The 15,917-nt window shown below is 35.1% G+C and carries 19 protein-coding genes; 1 reads left to right on the top strand and 18 read right to left on the bottom strand.

What is annotated here, in order from left to right:
- Positions 1-8 precede the first annotated feature (8 nt).
- From U8307_RS08760 to U8307_RS08720, 10 genes are all read right to left on the bottom strand, one after another.
- Positions 9-446, bottom strand: a complete 438-nt coding sequence (locus tag U8307_RS08760) for a hypothetical protein (protein ID WP_326907042.1) — start codon at positions 444-446, stop codon at positions 9-11.
- 74 nt (positions 447-520) lie between these two features.
- Positions 521-2,341: a VirB4 family type IV secretion system protein gene (locus tag U8307_RS08755; protein WP_326907040.1), complete on the bottom strand. Its 1,821-nt coding sequence runs from the start codon at positions 2,339-2,341 to the stop codon at positions 521-523.
- A gap of 90 nt (positions 2,342-2,431) precedes the next feature.
- A complete protein-coding gene (locus U8307_RS08750) occupies positions 2,432-3,112 on the bottom strand; it encodes a class I SAM-dependent methyltransferase (RefSeq protein ID WP_326907038.1) in 681 nt (226 codons plus the stop codon).
- Between the two features lie 128 nt (positions 3,113-3,240).
- Positions 3,241-3,702, bottom strand: coding sequence for a hypothetical protein (locus U8307_RS08745; RefSeq protein WP_326907035.1), 462 nt, complete (start codon positions 3,700-3,702; stop codon positions 3,241-3,243).
- Between the two features lie 80 nt (positions 3,703-3,782).
- Positions 3,783-4,373 (bottom strand): hypothetical protein, encoded by a 591-nt coding sequence (locus U8307_RS08740; RefSeq protein ID WP_442985519.1) that lies wholly within the window; start codon positions 4,371-4,373, stop codon positions 3,783-3,785.
- A gap of 2 nt (positions 4,374-4,375) precedes the next feature.
- Positions 4,376-4,633, bottom strand: coding sequence for a hypothetical protein (locus U8307_RS08735; protein ID WP_326907031.1), 258 nt, complete (start codon positions 4,631-4,633; stop codon positions 4,376-4,378).
- A 3-nt stretch (positions 4,634-4,636) separates the two neighbouring features.
- Positions 4,637-5,416, bottom strand: coding sequence for a DNA cytosine methyltransferase (locus tag U8307_RS14620; RefSeq protein WP_442985543.1), 780 nt, complete (start codon positions 5,414-5,416; stop codon positions 4,637-4,639).
- 289 nt (positions 5,417-5,705) lie between these two features.
- Positions 5,706-6,377, bottom strand: coding sequence for a DNA cytosine methyltransferase (locus U8307_RS14615; RefSeq protein ID WP_442985518.1), 672 nt, complete (start codon positions 6,375-6,377; stop codon positions 5,706-5,708).
- On the bottom strand, positions 6,377-6,730 hold the full coding sequence (locus tag U8307_RS08725; protein ID WP_326907029.1) for a DUF7768 domain-containing protein: 354 nt from the start codon (positions 6,728-6,730) through the stop codon (positions 6,377-6,379). Before U8307_RS08725 ends, U8307_RS14615 begins: the two co-directional genes overlap by 1 nt.
- Positions 6,731-6,750: 20 nt before the next feature.
- Complete coding sequence (locus U8307_RS08720) at positions 6,751-7,653, bottom strand: conjugal transfer protein TrbL family protein (protein ID WP_326907027.1); 903 nt, start codon at positions 7,651-7,653, stop codon at positions 6,751-6,753.
- A 267-nt stretch (positions 7,654-7,920) separates the two neighbouring features.
- Here U8307_RS08720 and U8307_RS08715 point away from each other — a divergent pair, with 267 nt between their 5' ends.
- On the top strand, positions 7,921-8,706 hold the full coding sequence (locus tag U8307_RS08715) for an HNH endonuclease (RefSeq protein WP_326907025.1): 786 nt from the start codon (positions 7,921-7,923) through the stop codon (positions 8,704-8,706).
- Between the two features lie 147 nt (positions 8,707-8,853).
- On the opposite strand, the gene U8307_RS08710 is transcribed toward U8307_RS08715, so the two are convergent.
- The 8 genes from U8307_RS08710 to U8307_RS08675 form a co-directional block, all read right to left on the bottom strand.
- The gene (locus tag U8307_RS08710) at positions 8,854-9,195 is read right to left on the bottom strand and encodes a DUF3852 domain-containing protein (protein WP_326907023.1); all 342 of its coding nucleotides are present in this window, start codon (positions 9,193-9,195) and stop codon (positions 8,854-8,856) included.
- 29 nt (positions 9,196-9,224) lie between these two features.
- A complete protein-coding gene (locus U8307_RS08705) occupies positions 9,225-10,916 on the bottom strand; it encodes a hypothetical protein (protein ID WP_326907021.1) in 1,692 nt (563 codons plus the stop codon).
- Between the two features lie 64 nt (positions 10,917-10,980).
- The gene (locus U8307_RS08700; RefSeq protein WP_326907019.1) at positions 10,981-11,547 is read right to left on the bottom strand and encodes a DUF6550 family protein; all 567 of its coding nucleotides are present in this window, start codon (positions 11,545-11,547) and stop codon (positions 10,981-10,983) included.
- Positions 11,548-11,642: 95 nt separating this feature from the next.
- A complete protein-coding gene (locus tag U8307_RS08695; protein WP_326907017.1) occupies positions 11,643-12,188 on the bottom strand; it encodes a hypothetical protein in 546 nt (181 codons plus the stop codon).
- An 8-nt stretch (positions 12,189-12,196) separates the two neighbouring features.
- Positions 12,197-12,592: a DUF4320 family protein gene (locus U8307_RS08690; protein WP_326907015.1), complete on the bottom strand. Its 396-nt coding sequence runs from the start codon at positions 12,590-12,592 to the stop codon at positions 12,197-12,199.
- Positions 12,593-12,603: 11 nt separating this feature from the next.
- Positions 12,604-13,476: a secretion protein F gene (locus U8307_RS08685; protein WP_326907014.1), complete on the bottom strand. Its 873-nt coding sequence runs from the start codon at positions 13,474-13,476 to the stop codon at positions 12,604-12,606.
- A 5-nt stretch (positions 13,477-13,481) separates the two neighbouring features.
- A complete protein-coding gene (locus U8307_RS08680) occupies positions 13,482-14,411 on the bottom strand; it encodes a type II secretion system F family protein (RefSeq protein ID WP_326907012.1) in 930 nt (309 codons plus the stop codon).
- Positions 14,408-15,865, bottom strand: a complete 1,458-nt coding sequence (locus tag U8307_RS08675) for an ATPase, T2SS/T4P/T4SS family (RefSeq protein WP_442985542.1) — start codon at positions 15,863-15,865, stop codon at positions 14,408-14,410. The genes U8307_RS08680 and U8307_RS08675 overlap by 4 nt, the downstream gene beginning before the upstream one ends.
- Between the last annotated feature and the right edge of the window lie 52 nt (positions 15,866-15,917).

Genomic DNA, 15,917 nt, shown 5'->3' with positions numbered 1-15,917 from the left:
CCACCACCTTACCATTGTTTCTTCCCTTCGATGATGTCCTTAGCATTTTGAAACCCTGCATATTGAGAAACAGTTATAATATATTCTGTGAGTCTTTCATTCCTCCAAGCATCTATAAGCTGACCATGACATAGATCATGGAGTTCATTTATCTTTAATATAGTGCTTTCAATAATTTTAGATATCTTCATGGGATCTCCATCAGAGAGCTTTAGTTTGTCAATATATTCATTAAGAATACTGTTGAACTTATCAATATGCCCTTCACCATACTGGTTATATGCAAGGAATGGATTTTCATATTCCTCACCATTGATACAGTACTTTATCTGTTTCAATAATCTTGGTCGATTCTTCTTTTCTGCCTTTAGATATTGCTCCATAAAACAAAGCAAGTCATTATCTTTATCTGGAGTGTAGCTGATACATACCCTCAAATCATCCATAATGCCTTGCTTTCCTTTTCTACAAGATTCAATTTTTTCCTGCGTTTTAAACCACTGATCTTTTTCAATAATCACTATCTGCCGCCTGCCTTTCCAAATAATTTTTCTTTATATGCTGGAGCATGGACAGCCAAATTATATCTTTCATTGCCGCATTTATATAAGCAAACCCCTCTTTGAGGAAATTTAATCAGATTGTATTCTGACTCTTCAAGCTGTAGAGTATCCATATAGAAATGCTTATCAATGTTTCCTGCATTAAATAAAAAAGCGTGTGCTGGAATAGAAAACAGTGGCTTTGTCAGCTCCCTAATTCCTTCAATATTGAAGTCCTCAAGGTTTTGACTGCTAAGTATTACCGCTGATTCTTTCTTTCGCACTCGCTTCATAAAATTACGTATATATTCTATTGCAGTAAGATTGGTAAGGAACAGATATAGCTCATCTATCCCTGCTGCAGTATTTCCTTCTGTAAGTAGTTTATCTGACATAAAGGATAATACATTAAATAACAATGCATTCTTTACATTTTTGCTGGCTTGTAATAACCCCTTTACACCAAATACAATAAATCTATTTGAAGTTATATTTGTGTGTCCATTGAAAAATTTGCTTTCCGCTCCTTGGCACATTGAATGAAGTCCTAGTAAGATTTCTTGTAATAGTTCTGCTGTATAGAGCTGATACTTTCCCTTTTCATAGCCTTTGTATTCTTCCTCTATCAAGGTATATAAGTCTGATAAAATAGGATAATCAAATGATTCTAATTGACTGAAATTGGTGCTGTCACTGATGTTCCATTTCTTATAAATTTTGCCAAGCATAATTTCTATTACATCTATATGCCTATCATCAAAATCTTTATAACACCGGAAGAAATCCTTTAAAAAGCTTATATGCTGGCTTAGTTTGGTGGCTTGTCTGAATGCTATAGGGGCATCCTTGTCATGCGGACTTCCTCCTTCATCCCAGGTTTTTGGTTCTAATGGATTTATCATATACTCTCCACTCATTAAATCCACAAAGCACCCACCTATATTTTCTGCTAGTTCTACATACTCATGCTCTGGATCAAGACATATGACATTCTTTCCTGATTCTAATATATTGCATAATATCAGCTTTAATAAATAACTTTTCCCTTGTCCTGAATTTCCAAGGATTAGAATACAAGGATTAGTTTTATCATCATCTCTTTTATCAAAATCTACAATAATATTTGAACCAAATTTATCCCTGCCTAAATAAAAGCCATTGCTATCAGTCTTTCCTGAATAGTTAAAGGGATAAAGATTGGCAACGGAAGATGCTGGAAGTACCCTTTCAAATTGGCTTCCAAATATATTCCTGCCCGTTGGACCTACACATAAAAAGCCTTGCTGTTGCCTGAGCATAAGCCTATCTACATTTAATTTACTTCTTACAAGCTCTGTAAGTACATCCGTCTGCAATAACTTCAAGCTATCATAATCACTTGCAATAAGTTCGATATATACTGCACAGTGAAGTAGTGGTTCTCTGTTCCTATGCATTTCTGATACAAGGGTCACAACATCCTGTAGATTGCTTTCTGCTGTTACAGTCTGCTGTAAATCATTTGTATTATCGGTATTCATCCTATTTTTATTAGCTGCATTATGAATGATTTTCTTTTCTTCACTTGGAGTTACCTGCCTAGTATATATTCTAAGAGTTACACCATCCTTCTCCCCTAAATGACGAAGAATTGCTTGCTCACTGGTGCTTGTTGGGTATTCCCTGAGTGCCCATACACATCTATAGGTATTGCCACAGATAAAATGGTCTGTGTTAAATTTGATGATGGATGGAGCTATCATGTCTATAAAGGTTTTGATTTTTTCATCTTCGATGATAGATACTCGCCTTTTCACCATAACATTCTCTTGCCTCCCTTTCTTTTTTATACATTAAAAAACCCTACACATTTAGAGTGTAAGGCTATATATAACTATATATCATGTAAACTAATTACTTTTCCAAATCACATTCATCGCCCATCCTTCCTTTATAAAAAAGCAACCTGGAAGGTATTTTTCATAGATTCTATAATATTCACTTTCTGATAAATATCTATCTTCAGCCAAATGCGAAAGCCATTCTCTCGAAACGCTATGAGAAAAGACTCTTTGAGCATTCTTTAGCCCATAACGCCTCCAGTTAGGTAAAAACTCCAATAATGCTCCAACAACATATGTCCATTTGGCAGGAGTAGGGTTTTCTGAAACATTATCTTTGATATATATGACTCCTCCATTGTTGATTAATGAAATGCAACGGCTAAGTACATTTTCAATATCAAGATGGTGGAATGTTGTACGGCTGATAATCATGTCAAACTTTTCTTCAAAGTACATTTCATCAGCATTCATATTTATAAACGAAACATTATTTATGCCATTAATATTTTTCTTCTTCTCGGCTATTTGTAAAAATGAATCCGATATATCAATTCCAACTACTTGCTCAAAATATCTGGATAATAAAATACACCTATTCCCAGAACCACAACCTATATCTAGCACTTTACCTCTTTGTTTAGGCATGTTTTCAAGAAGAATATCATCCTCTTTCTCAGTTAATGAAACTACAAAATCATATTCTAATGAGACTTTATCAAATTGTTTAGCTGTACTATTTTTGTTCATAATTCACACCTCAATGCTGATGATTTAATCAATAGGAATCCCTGTGCCATAAGTTATAGCAATAATCCGTTTATATTAATCTATCTTTTTAACTATACTATAGGTTCTCTTAAAAACATTATATATTTTTAAATGTATTTAATAATCTTCCTATACAGCCCATATAGTCTTGGCTGGCAAAAACTACCCAAAGCATCTAATCCAATATTTTCACGAACATTCCTATCTTCAACTTCAAATAATCTATGAAAATCATCCTCTGCTCCAACATAGACTGATTTATCATAATTCAAAAAGTACGGATTATTTCTGAACTGATCGCCAGTAATATCTATTATAATCTGATTATCCGTCAATAACCATGCATGAGACTGGACGTTTTCAAATGAACCACGTCTAAACGTACCACAAACATAATATGTTCTAATGTCGTTTTCCAACAGAAACTGTGCTAACAAATCACTAGTATCACCACAGCATCCACGTGGAAAATTACAAAATGAAAGGTCCCGTTCAAACTCTCCTAACTCCCTAGCTATATCTATAGCATTTCGAAAATTATTGGCTAATCGTTTAATATCTTTCATCATACCTATCCTCCAGATAAACTCCTAATTTATACATATTATAGCATGTACATTCTATTAAATAAACTTGCATTTACTAAAATTTACATATCTCCAAATACCACCCACCTCTCTCCATCATAATCTTCATACCTTTCCGTTGTTACATTCTGCTCATAATATACTCCAAGGAGTCTCTTAATATCAGTCTTGTCTGCTCTTCTAGCTACAAAGCCTTGATCTTTCAAACTCTTTTCTATCCTTGCAAGATAAGGAAATACATTTGATTCCTTCTCATCTTTAAGCCTTATAATAATTAAAAACTCACGGGCAGTTGCCATCTGCACCTGCATTCTATCAAGATTAGTACTATCCTGCTGTAACAGTTTTCTTATAATAGGATTTTGCTCCATCTCCATTCTTTTCTTCAAATATTGCTTGTTATCATCAAAGTTTTCTTTTGAATTAAGACATAACATCTCTATTTCAGCTATTCCTTTTAACACTGTCATAAGTGCATATATTCTAGCACTTACACTTTCATCCGATAATACTGAGATATTGGTTGGATGAATAATAAAATATACTAGTTCTCCATATGGAGTTTTAAGGCTATAATCTGTAATTTCATCAATCCCAATAAGTTCTTTAGTAGACTGCTTTTGTCTTTCTTTTTGTTTCTGTTTTCTTGCCAATTTCATAACCTCCATTCAAAGATTTGCTGCTTTAAAAGAAAAAAGGCACAGGCATATCGAATAAAATTTAATATACTTGTGTCTTCAAATTTTATAGTTAAGAAAGCATATACTGCTGTTATTACAATTGGGGCCATAAACCCCAGCTGTGATAGTGCAAATACAGAAATAAGAAGACCTATTCCAATGATGCCAAGGTCTCTTAGTTCCCATAGCCATAGAGTTGCCTTGGCTTTTAGATTATCTGGGTACATGTACACTGTTTATTCCTCCGTTTCTTCCTTGAATTCTCTAATAAAATAAGCAATCCCTCGCATAATATAATCTACACAAGGAATTGCTACACTATTGCCTAATGCTTTATATCTTGCACTATCAGATGACTTTTTTATTTTAGTCCATCCATCAGGAAATCCTTGGAGTCTTTCACATTCCAATGGTGTTAATCTTCGTACAAGATTCTTTGTGGTTACAAGGTTTTCACTTCCTCCTCCGTTATCCCCACCTTCTGCTCGAAGTGTTGCACATCCTTCCTTGTAATTAGCAAATTCCGACTGTCCAAACATCATTTTCCCATTATCCACAATACATTTATCTTGGCTCACATATTGGTTACCAATGCCTTTTTCATCACTTCCACACAATGCTCCTACTGTATTTTGATAAGTTTTAGATTCAGGATGGCAGATAGCATGTATATCACTTGTAGTAAGAGTATAGCTGATATTTTCTTGAAACCCACATCCATTTCCACCATTATGATCCTGTCTGTCTATGGTATTTCCTGCAATACAATAACTGTCTGAATTAATCGGTTTTGATACCAGCGGTACATTATTGCCGCCTGTTCCATAGGTTGTAGCTATTGTTGGTGCTACTTTAAGAGGACCATTGTATCTGCAGTCTTTACCGTGATTATCGAATAGAATAGGTTGATTGTTGCCACTTGTTCCTGCTGCTGATGGAATGTTTGGGTAAGCGCCATTACATATTTCTGAACCATCTTGCTGGGATGCTATTACTATGGGCTGATTCCCTCCCATGCTGGCTCTTAGTGTAGAGGTGATATTCTCTGTTATGTCCATTCGATCACCACCCTGATCATTCAGACACAGCATAGGTTCTGTAACAAAAGTCTGCATCTGCATATTCTGGGTTGCCATCAAGGCTCCTGAAATTCCATTTAAATCAATCCCTTCATTGCGTTGATTAATATGGTATGCCTTATATTTAGTAATTATATTATCATTAGATTCTCGTTCTGCACCTTCCACTTCGCCTTGAATTTCTAAAGCTATTCTTAATTGTTTAGGAAGTTCCTTGCCTCTTACTTTAGCTCTCCTGAGTATCCCTAAACATGCTGTCTTGCTCAAATAGTATTTTGGGTGCGGTGTGTCCTCCAAAATCTGCGACAAGAAAGATTCTTTTACGTCTTTGGGGGACACCCCAGTATTGAGCATCGAGAACTCTCCAAGCAATAGTGAATTCGTATCCCAATATGCACCCAGCAGATTTCCATACCCCTCCCGGAGGTCTAGGTATAAATATGGTGCTGTCTGCAATTCTTGCGGTTTCTTCAAGTACCGCTTTGAAGTCTTCTCCTCCTGCACTTGAGAATGCTCCAGGGACATTTTCCCAAACGAAGTATCGAGGTCTGATAAGGTGATTTGCCTTTCCTCTTTTTGCATCTGCATACCTCATTTCTTTTGTTATTCTTATTTGATCCATAAATAAACCTGAACGTTCACCAGCAAGTCCTGCTCTTGTACCTGCAACCGATAAGTCTTGACATGGTGAACCTCCTGTTATGATATCTACAGGAGGTAATTCTTCTCCTTTTAGCTTTGTAACATCTCCCACATGGAGCATGTCAGGAAATCTTATTTTAGTCACTTCAATAGGAAAGGACTCTATTTCACTTGCCCATATAGGAGTAATTCCATTATGGACAGCAGCAAGGGGAAATCCTCCTATCCCATCGAAAAGACTTCCCAATGTAATCATCAATACATCCCTAATTTTAAGAGTTCCTGTTCTTCTATTTCAAAATCAAGCTGTATAATTCTTTTTACAGGAATTCCTATCTTTCTAGCAAACTCAATTTCTTCAAACATTCCTTGAGAAATATGTCCTCCAAATGCCCATAGTTCATCACATTTTGTTAAAAATTCTTTTCCTATATTAATTCCTAATCTTCTTTCTTCTGGATTATTATCATCTAAAATCTGAGGATAAAGCAGATGGGGACAAAAAAAGGCATTGCCTTGATTTAATACATAACGGCATGCCTCTTTAGCATATTCTATATTTTTTTCAATATCTCCCTTATATGGAGATGCAACATATATCAGTTTCATTAAATCCTCCTATTTTATCTTTATTTTGGTACTGCTTGTACTATAGTTTTTGTTGTATTAACAGCTGCCTGTGCTGTATAAACTGCGCTCATCATATTAGCACGAGTAGATGTATCTAGTCCAAATGCTCCAGCAATCCTTGGTACTTCCCCTGCTGATAACATTAATCCAAGTCCTAATAATGCATGATCTTTTACTACCATAAGTCCTGCAGTTAATATGGTTGCTTGAAGAAATGTGGTAAGACATAGACCGATTATCTGCTTGCACCATTGAACGAATCCATCTATATAACCACGAGGAACAGAAAACATATACAGACTTCCAACGGCTATCTGTATAAGTAAGATTCCACCTCTTTTTAGGTTTGCAAAAAATACTTTAATTACTGCATATCCCATTAGGATAATAATGAAGAGAGCCATAAACGGACTTGTTATCATAGAAATCCCACCGAATATTCCTGAGCCTCCAACATTTGTAATATCTCCTACATTATTTAACTGCCCAATAATAGATGTTGTCAATTCACCTATTCCGCTGCCATAACCAGTAATACCAGCTGTTAAACTTGCTTGTAAATTAACGGATAACTTATATAGCTCTATGGGCACTGTATTAAAAAGACTTACTGCCATAAATCCTTTAATTGCATTTAAGGCTGCATCCTTAATACTTCCTCTGCCATATTGGTATTCAATCCCCGTTTCAAAACAAGACACTACAAGTCCTATTCCATAGAGTGACCATGCAAGATAAGAAAAGAATAAAACTATTGACTGAACCCAACTCATCTCAAAAAGCTCTACTCCCATATTTCCCATCTGAGCAAAGAAGTCAGCTAGAAATCCTACCAGCTGACCATAAAACCAATCTATAATTTGATCCATTACATCACCTAAGAGAAAATCCCAGATAAACATTTTATTCACCCCCTTTTGAAAAAAATATGCATCATTCTAGATTTGTAAATAGAATTATACCTTTATAAATTACTAAATACCAAATATCTGCCAATCCGTGTTTACATAAATCTGATTGTAAGCATCAACAGAATATGGTATCATAACAGCAAATATCCTATATATCTATTGAGAAAAACTTTTTGAAAAATAGATATAAAACTTAACACTTAAGAAACGAATTTATATAGTTACAACAATATTTATTTGAAGAGGTGTGGTAAACAAATGATGCTTGATATGAAGTATTTTAATGTATATTATTTCTGCCAACTCGCATACAATAATGTAATGAACAATGAAATTGGAAATCCTATTTGTATTTTTGTAGATAGCTTTTATCAGGTTGAACCTGAAAATTTTAGCGAAGAGTCGGTGCTAAGAAGTTTTTGCTGTTGGTTAGTTGACACAGTTTTTTTTGAACAAGCAAATTACATGAATAATAAAGATGTTGAAACAGACTTAGACTTTAACCCATTCACTTGGTCAATACAAGGCATCAAAATCTATTTTAATAATGAAATTAATTTATCAAAATGGAAAGATGAGTATTATGAACTTAACGATACCAATATTGATTATTTAGATATGTATTGCCAATTTACAGAATTTATCGACAAAGCCCATGATGGATTGTTTTCTAATTTTACTTATCAATTAGCCTGCGAAGTTGAGTATATTCTTTTTCAAAATAGGGCCTTTTTGCTTGAATTAAATAAGTTTTTTGCTATGCCTTTTGAAAACAATATACAAAAGAGGAGTTATATTCCTAAATGGGTAAAAAGAGCTATAACTTTTAGAGATAGAGGAAAATGTGTTTTTTGCGGTAAAGATTTATCAGGATTCAACTCCTTATTGCCAGATGGTGAAATTCATTTTGATCATATAGTTCCTCTTGAACAGGGCGGAATAAACGATGTTTGTAATATGCAACTTTCTTGTAAAATATGTAACTTAGAAAAGCACACCAATGCTTTGACAAACAATTATTACCAAATGCCCTACTTTAAATAAGAAAGATTAATAGTTGTTCCAAATATACTAGAAATATAATTTAGAAATACAATTATGAAATACAGCACAGTAGAATATGTCCACATTACTATTCTAATAGGTTTTAAGCCACTACACTAAGTATGATGTAGTGGCTATTTCTTTTCTCTACATTCCAAGTATTCTCCAAATATATACCGGTGCAGTTAGGGTAAACACCAAACATGCAAACAAAATAGCTGGTGCCGCCCATTCAAATTGTCCATGCTTTCTATAATCAAAATAAGCAGTACCAAGCTTTGCAAAGAAAAACACTGCTAAAATGAGATCTATTGCAGGAAATACAACTTTATTTACAACTGTTTTTATCTGTCCTGATGCATCGCTCCATGTCCCTTCAATTGCTCCTGCTACATCTCCTGTTCCAGAAGCTAATACTGTAGTGCTAAACATCAATATGCCAATCAACAGCAAGCACATTGTTAGTGCTATTTTCCTATTTATATTCATAAAAAACCACCTTTCTTTTTCTGTTTGATTTAGGGTTTTAAGGGTGCTATATGCCAGTCTTGCCATAAGTTCCCCCTTATTTCAAGCGAATCTGTTAGATTCATAGAAAGCATTCCAACAGGAGTCCATGCATCTATAAGCCAAGTATTTACTGTATATGTCCCATCTGGCATCCAAATCGGAGTAAAATGTGTACTATTCTTGTAAGTAGAATAATTATTTCTTTTAAACTCAAACCTAGCATTTGAACCACTTGAAATACGTTCTAATAATCTCCAATATGTTTCATATTGGAATTCTGGAAAATAGGAAACAGCATTCTGTGGGTAGGTTATTGCTGAACTTTGATTAGTGCTCACATTTCCAGTGACGGTTTGATTGATTCCATATCCACTTTTAAATGTACTCCCATTTGCAGTAGGGTTTTTACTATCGTTTGTAATTTTCATATCACTGGAAAGTTTTGCTGTGTATTGTTCAAGGTCAAATTCCCACCATCCATGATCGCACCAATAACCTGAATCCTCACCAGTACTGTGCCATACCCAATATTCCTGCCACCAAGGCCTCCATATACTCCACTTAGCTGTTGTTTTCTCTTCTCTATTCGGAACAGAAGAGTGAGAAAAAGAGTCATTTCTATCATCAGCTACTGGATTTGGTGGGGGATTTTTATCTAAGTCAACTATCTTAACATTGATGGTAGAATTTACTGTACTGCCCGGTCCACTCACTACTACATCAATTACCATATCCTGCTCTGTATCAGGAGTTGACCACTTGACCCATGCAAGCTGTGAGTCTCCATCTGGATAATATATATTTCCAACATTATAGGTTCTTCCATCAATAATAAAACTTACTCGAGTCGGTCTATCAGGATCTGACTGTCCTCCGCTAATCATAACTGAAGTGATTACTTCTGTATTTACTCTATATTCATAATCATATGCACTTACAATTGGTGGCTCAGGTTGTTCTGTAAATCGTACAATACCAAGTCCAAGAGAAGATTTTATATCTGCATTGGATGCTGCTTTTGTAGTACTTCCCTTCCATGCAGGATATCCCAAATCACCCACTTCAAGAAACATAGCAAGGGGCAAGTTTTTATGAGATAAAGATGTCATCTTAGTTCTAAGTAGTCCGTTTACTTGCTCATCATACATAGCAGCTTCCGTTGCAGTTGTGGCAATCATAACACCTTGGAATGTGTAATATGCCATCGGCTCTAAGAGTAATTTATACTCTCCACCAATTAATATATCAAAATCCATACCTGTGATTGATGCTATTGACCTTATTACTTGTTCATCTGTAAAATAACTTTTTATAGCTGCAATATTATTACTACCATTTGTACTTACAATTCTTGGCATGCTTTGAGATGGATTAACATAAGAATATGCCCCTTGCATAGGTGTCAAACCTCTCCCACTGTTATATTGAAGCTTAGATACTTTATCAAAATGAAACATAGTAGATGGAGGTTGCTTATTAGTTAAATCAATAGGAGTAGTTACTACAGAATAATCCCTTGCACGAACTACAGTTACACGCACACCGTCATATCCAGGAGACCATTTATCAGTACTAGTTCCATCTCCCATTCCACCGCCGCCTGAATCTATATTCCCATCTCCAACTGCAAATACAACAACGGGCAATATTATGCTAATTATCATTATCAGCGTTATTAATATCTTAATTTTTCTTTTCATTTTCTCTCCTTTCTGCAAAGAAAAAACACTACATCTCTGTAGTGTCTAACATTGCTATTCTTATTTAATTCATATCTCCTATCTTATTTCCATTCTCATACATATCTTCAGCTGTAGTACCTTGGTTTTCCCCACTATTCTCTATCCACCCAAATCCAGGTAGGTAGGTCTGCCCTTTATTATTGGTATCTCCGCCTTGTGGCTCATCATCCTTTTTAGGTGTTTCTGCTGGTTTCTCTACTTTATTATGCTCCACAGGTTCTGGTGGTATTTCCACTTTCTCACCATTAGGTTTGTTCGTTGGATCTTCAAGTTGTTCCTTTGTAGGTTCTTTTGGTTTTTCTGGATTGCTTTGAATAGTTTGTTCAGTTCCAGTATCTATTACTCCATTATCCTTTGTTTCTATATCAGTAATCTCAATTTCTGGTACTATAATTTCATATTCTTTTTCTGTAATTTCAGGTGTTTCTAATATAATATCTATAGAATCTTCACTTTGAATTGGTAATTCCGCTTCTGTTATAGGTTCTTTCCTAAACTGGCCACTTATTAAAACTATAAGTATTAAACTGATTATTAATCCACCAGAGACTATTAGTCTCCTTTTAGTTTTATCATTTATATTATTCATAGGATTTTGCCTCCTTTTTAAATCTAAATATATATTCCTTATAAGCCACACCCTACCACAAGATTTTCTAAAAGTCTATTTATTTCTTAAACTTCTTAAAATTTAGGGGTATAGCCCGCACTTGTCTTTATTTTCATCCTCATACTTGGCAGAAGTCTTCCCCCAAAGGATACTGGTACTTCAAGCATTATACTGCTGTCTGCCTCAAACCTTGAATCTGCTCTATCACCTGAAGCTAATGGCGCATTCCTTATATCTACTTCTAAATTCCATAATTGAAACTCCATCTTTCCATCTAATGTAGTTTTTCTATGATATCCGCCGCTTTGTCTTAAGCCAAGAATTGCATCCAGTCTATTATAGATATCCCCATAATCTAGAGATTCTTCAAAGTCATCTGCCATAGGCTGATATCCTCCTGAATAGCCTTCACGAACTCCATGATAAACATCATCATAATTATCATTCACAGTAGAAATTACTGCATCCTGAACAGCATCCCGAACACCTTGGGCAATGATCATCAGCCTAAAATATTCAGATATTCCTGTGAAAATCATTACGAGACACAAAGTCACTGCAATAATTAAGGGGAAAGAACTACCTTTTTTATCGGTTAATATTCTTTTAAGTTTATACAATATTTCACCTACTTCCAATATACTTCTGATTTCCCAGCGGCATCAGCTCTTAGGGTAACAGGAAAGGAGCCAAATCCACCGAATAAACCGATATTAGTTTCAAAAGTGACGGTGACAGTTATCTCTTCATTTAATTGAATTCTTCCTGATTTCGACCATGTGACAGTTGGTGTAATACCTGTTTTTTCTCGAAGTATAAGTTCCCTATTTGTAGTTTCTGTTCCAACTCTACCTGCAATTTCTGCTTCTCTCATAAGTTCAGTAGCAAAGGTATCTACCTGTTGTTTTATAATATAAGCTGGGAATACTCTAACTGCAAGAGCAATAACAAGCATGGCACAAAGAACCAGTACTGCCACATCTATATATCCCTCTCCTTGCTTGGATCTTAAAATCTTATACAAATAGACACCCCCTAAAACATTCCACTAAGGGAACGTATAATTTCATATATGATAATGGCCATATAAGTCATTAAGAAACACATAAGCATTACAAAAGAAAACACTCGAATCTTAGGAGGTATCTTCATAGCCTGTGCCTTTAATCTTTGAAGTTCAAGCTGTTTCATATCATGGGAGAGCATTTGAAAATACATAGTTCCATCATCTCCACGTAAAACCCCGATTAATCCCCTTGTAATATCCGACAGCATAGGTGAGTTGATTCTTGCCTCAAATCTTGTAAGTGCTGCCTCATAGGACGAAGATCGCATATCTGCAGTTAAGATATCCAGTTCATCTGTGAAATCTTCACCAGCATTTTTCTTAAAGTTCTCTAAAATGGACAATACATCTCTGCTTGCCTTTAACTCTTGAGTAATGGTTGCTACAAATCTTGGCAGCTCTCTTTCTATTTTGTCTCTTTTTTCCTTCAGCTCTTCATCGGCTTTTCCTATCTCCTTAAAATATACTAGGACACTTAAGAATACAATAACTGGTGCTAAAAGCGGTAATATTATTAAGGAGGGAACTACCCCCAATGCAATTAAGCCTGATTTGATTATGGCAGATGCCATATATTCTTCTGGTGTCATATTTATACCAGATGCATTCAGTGTATTTTTCATTCGATTTCTTTTATACTCATCAATGGGAATGTATTTAGAAAGCTTTACTGCCCATCCTTGAATCATTATATCTATATTTTTTATCTTTGCGCTTCCCTGCTTTCCTGCAGATTGCATTGCCCTTTGTGCAGCCAGACTTGGGAGCTTTAAAACATCAGCTATTATAAAAAACAGTCCCAGAGCTAGGAGTATCCCAAAGATAATAATTAAAAATGTCATCTTTTCTACCTCCTATACTCTATTGGCTGAGTTAATTTAATTACAAAAGCTGTAGATATAAAAATGGCTGCAATGCAAACGGATATAATTATCTGCCCCATGACTGTATGCATCAGTGTATGATACCAATCCTTATTGAGAAAATATAAAAGAGGAATATTGCCAATAACCAATATCTGCATAGTAATAAATTCTTTTCTTGGTTCAAACACCATATTTTCAAGTTCTCCGTTCACTACTCGCATATCAGACAATTTGCTTACAATGGGAGTTAGTGTTGTCTTTAAACTTCTGTCAAACTGACAAGCAATTAAAGCATCGCACCACTCATGAAAGACTGCATTATCGATTCTTCCCTTCATCTCTTGTAAGGATGCTATAACATCTGGATTTATAAGTTTTATTCTAGATACAAATTCCCTAAATACAGATAGTACTGGAGGATTTAAATAATTCATATTTTCTTCCACAGCAGTTAAAATATCCTCATTTCTTAGATATGCTGTTGTGATAATACTAAGAGCTGTTTCAAGTTCAGCTGATATAGCTTTTTTAAAGTGAGTCTGGGTAATACGAACATACCAAAATGGTATAAGCATAAAACCTATTGCCATTACTGGAACTAAAAACAAATTTCCAAGAATAATGGCAATAGATACTCCTATGGCAAAGAGTAAAAGAGATAAGGCACAAAGCATAGGAAACTTACTCTCTCTTCCAGTTACTCTTAATATCTCCTGAACTTCAGCAATTTCACGTCTGAAAAAAGATAACTTTTTCCGTTTAGTAGTTTCATTAATCTCATCTTTAATGCTCTTAGGCTTGTTCAGTAACCCTTTAAAGATACTATCCGTAAACTCCATTGGGGAGATATCAAACAAAATAAAAAAACCTGTAATCATTCCAATACAGGCCATTAACAAGATGGTACTCATAGACTTTGTACCTCCTTCTTTTTAAGTTTTTCTATAGTACTGATTGGCATTCCATTTTCTAAAAATCTCTTTGATAGGCTCTCTGATATGCTGTTAACCTGTTCATGATAGCCTTTAATTATAAACTCTCCATCTTTCATTCTATTTTCAGTAATAATGTACTGAAACAGCGGTCTATAATTTCTGCTGCCATCAGACAATATTTCACATTCCATAATCTCCATCAATTTTCTTTCCTTATTTTCAAGTTGCTTACAAAATACAACTATAGGATAGGCCTCAGTTACATAACCCATAAGTGTTTCATCTGTCATATCCACTGCCCTTTTACAAAGGGATACCATCCTTCTGTATGTTGCCTCACAAGAATTTGAATGTATAGTGGTAAGAACAGCTACCCCTGTCCTTGCTGCTTCCTGTGCTGCATTGGCTTCCGCTCCACGCATCTCTCCCACAACAATAATATCTGGATTAAATCTAAGGGACATATCAAGCAGTGTAATTTGGTCTATTCTTTGTCTTTCATTTTCGCTGTCACGAGTAATGGTATGGACAACAGAGTTAGTCACTCTTCCATCCTTTTCACGAACCAAGGCAAGCTCACGGGAACCATTTTCAATGGTAAATATTCGCTTATTATCAGGAATGGTAGTCAGCAGCCATCCAGCTATGGTTGTTTTTCCTGAGCTTGTTGCCCCTGCCACACAGACAGAAATTCCATAACGGATACATTCTGATAGAAAATCCAACATAGGATCTGTTGCAGTTCCCCCATTTATAAAATCTTCTTTCTTCATATTATGTGGATTTACAATACGAATAGATGCCGATATACCCACATCTTCATCTACCAACGGAGTCTTTAGTACTGCAATACGAATATTTTTGGATAAATGCCCAAGAACAGCGGGACTGGCATTATCAAGTACCATACCTGATATATGAAGCATTCTCCTTATCACATTGATGGCATGTTCAGGTGAATCAAAGTGCTCCTCCAGTTTCTCGCATCTGCCATCGGAATATTGTATCTCAATATCCTTCCATGAATTAATATCTATTTCCTCAATTCCTTTTCCATAGATATATTTTGTTAAGAATCCGAACTCAGCCATTTCACTGTAGAGCTCATCGATAAGTTCTTCGCTGTTCATTCCTTTTACAGAAATCCTGCTATCTTGTATATATTTAGATATATATCTTTTTAAATGTTCCTTAGAGTCCTTCACTGTTCCATCAGTAATGAGAATAGAGTAATTGCTTGAAATATATTCCTGAACATCTTTTAAAACTGCAAAGAAATCTCTTCCTTCTGATTCTGGAGTAAAAAATAAGGAGTGGGTTCTCTTTTCAGAACCTAACTCCCCTTTGTGTTTATGTGAATCCCTAACAGTTTTATCTATGGGTTCACTGCTTATAATTTCATTTTCTGCTAAATTAGCATTTCCAAATATGACATTTTGTTGGTTTTCTTCTTTTAAAAACACAGCTTTATTTCTTTTTTTA

This window comes from Sedimentibacter sp. MB31-C6 (genome assembly GCF_035934735.1).
Classification (GTDB): domain Bacteria; phylum Bacillota; class Clostridia; order Tissierellales; family Sedimentibacteraceae; genus Sedimentibacter.
Note: the sequence above shows the minus strand (reverse complement) of the source record. Positions and strands in the feature narration are given on the sequence as shown.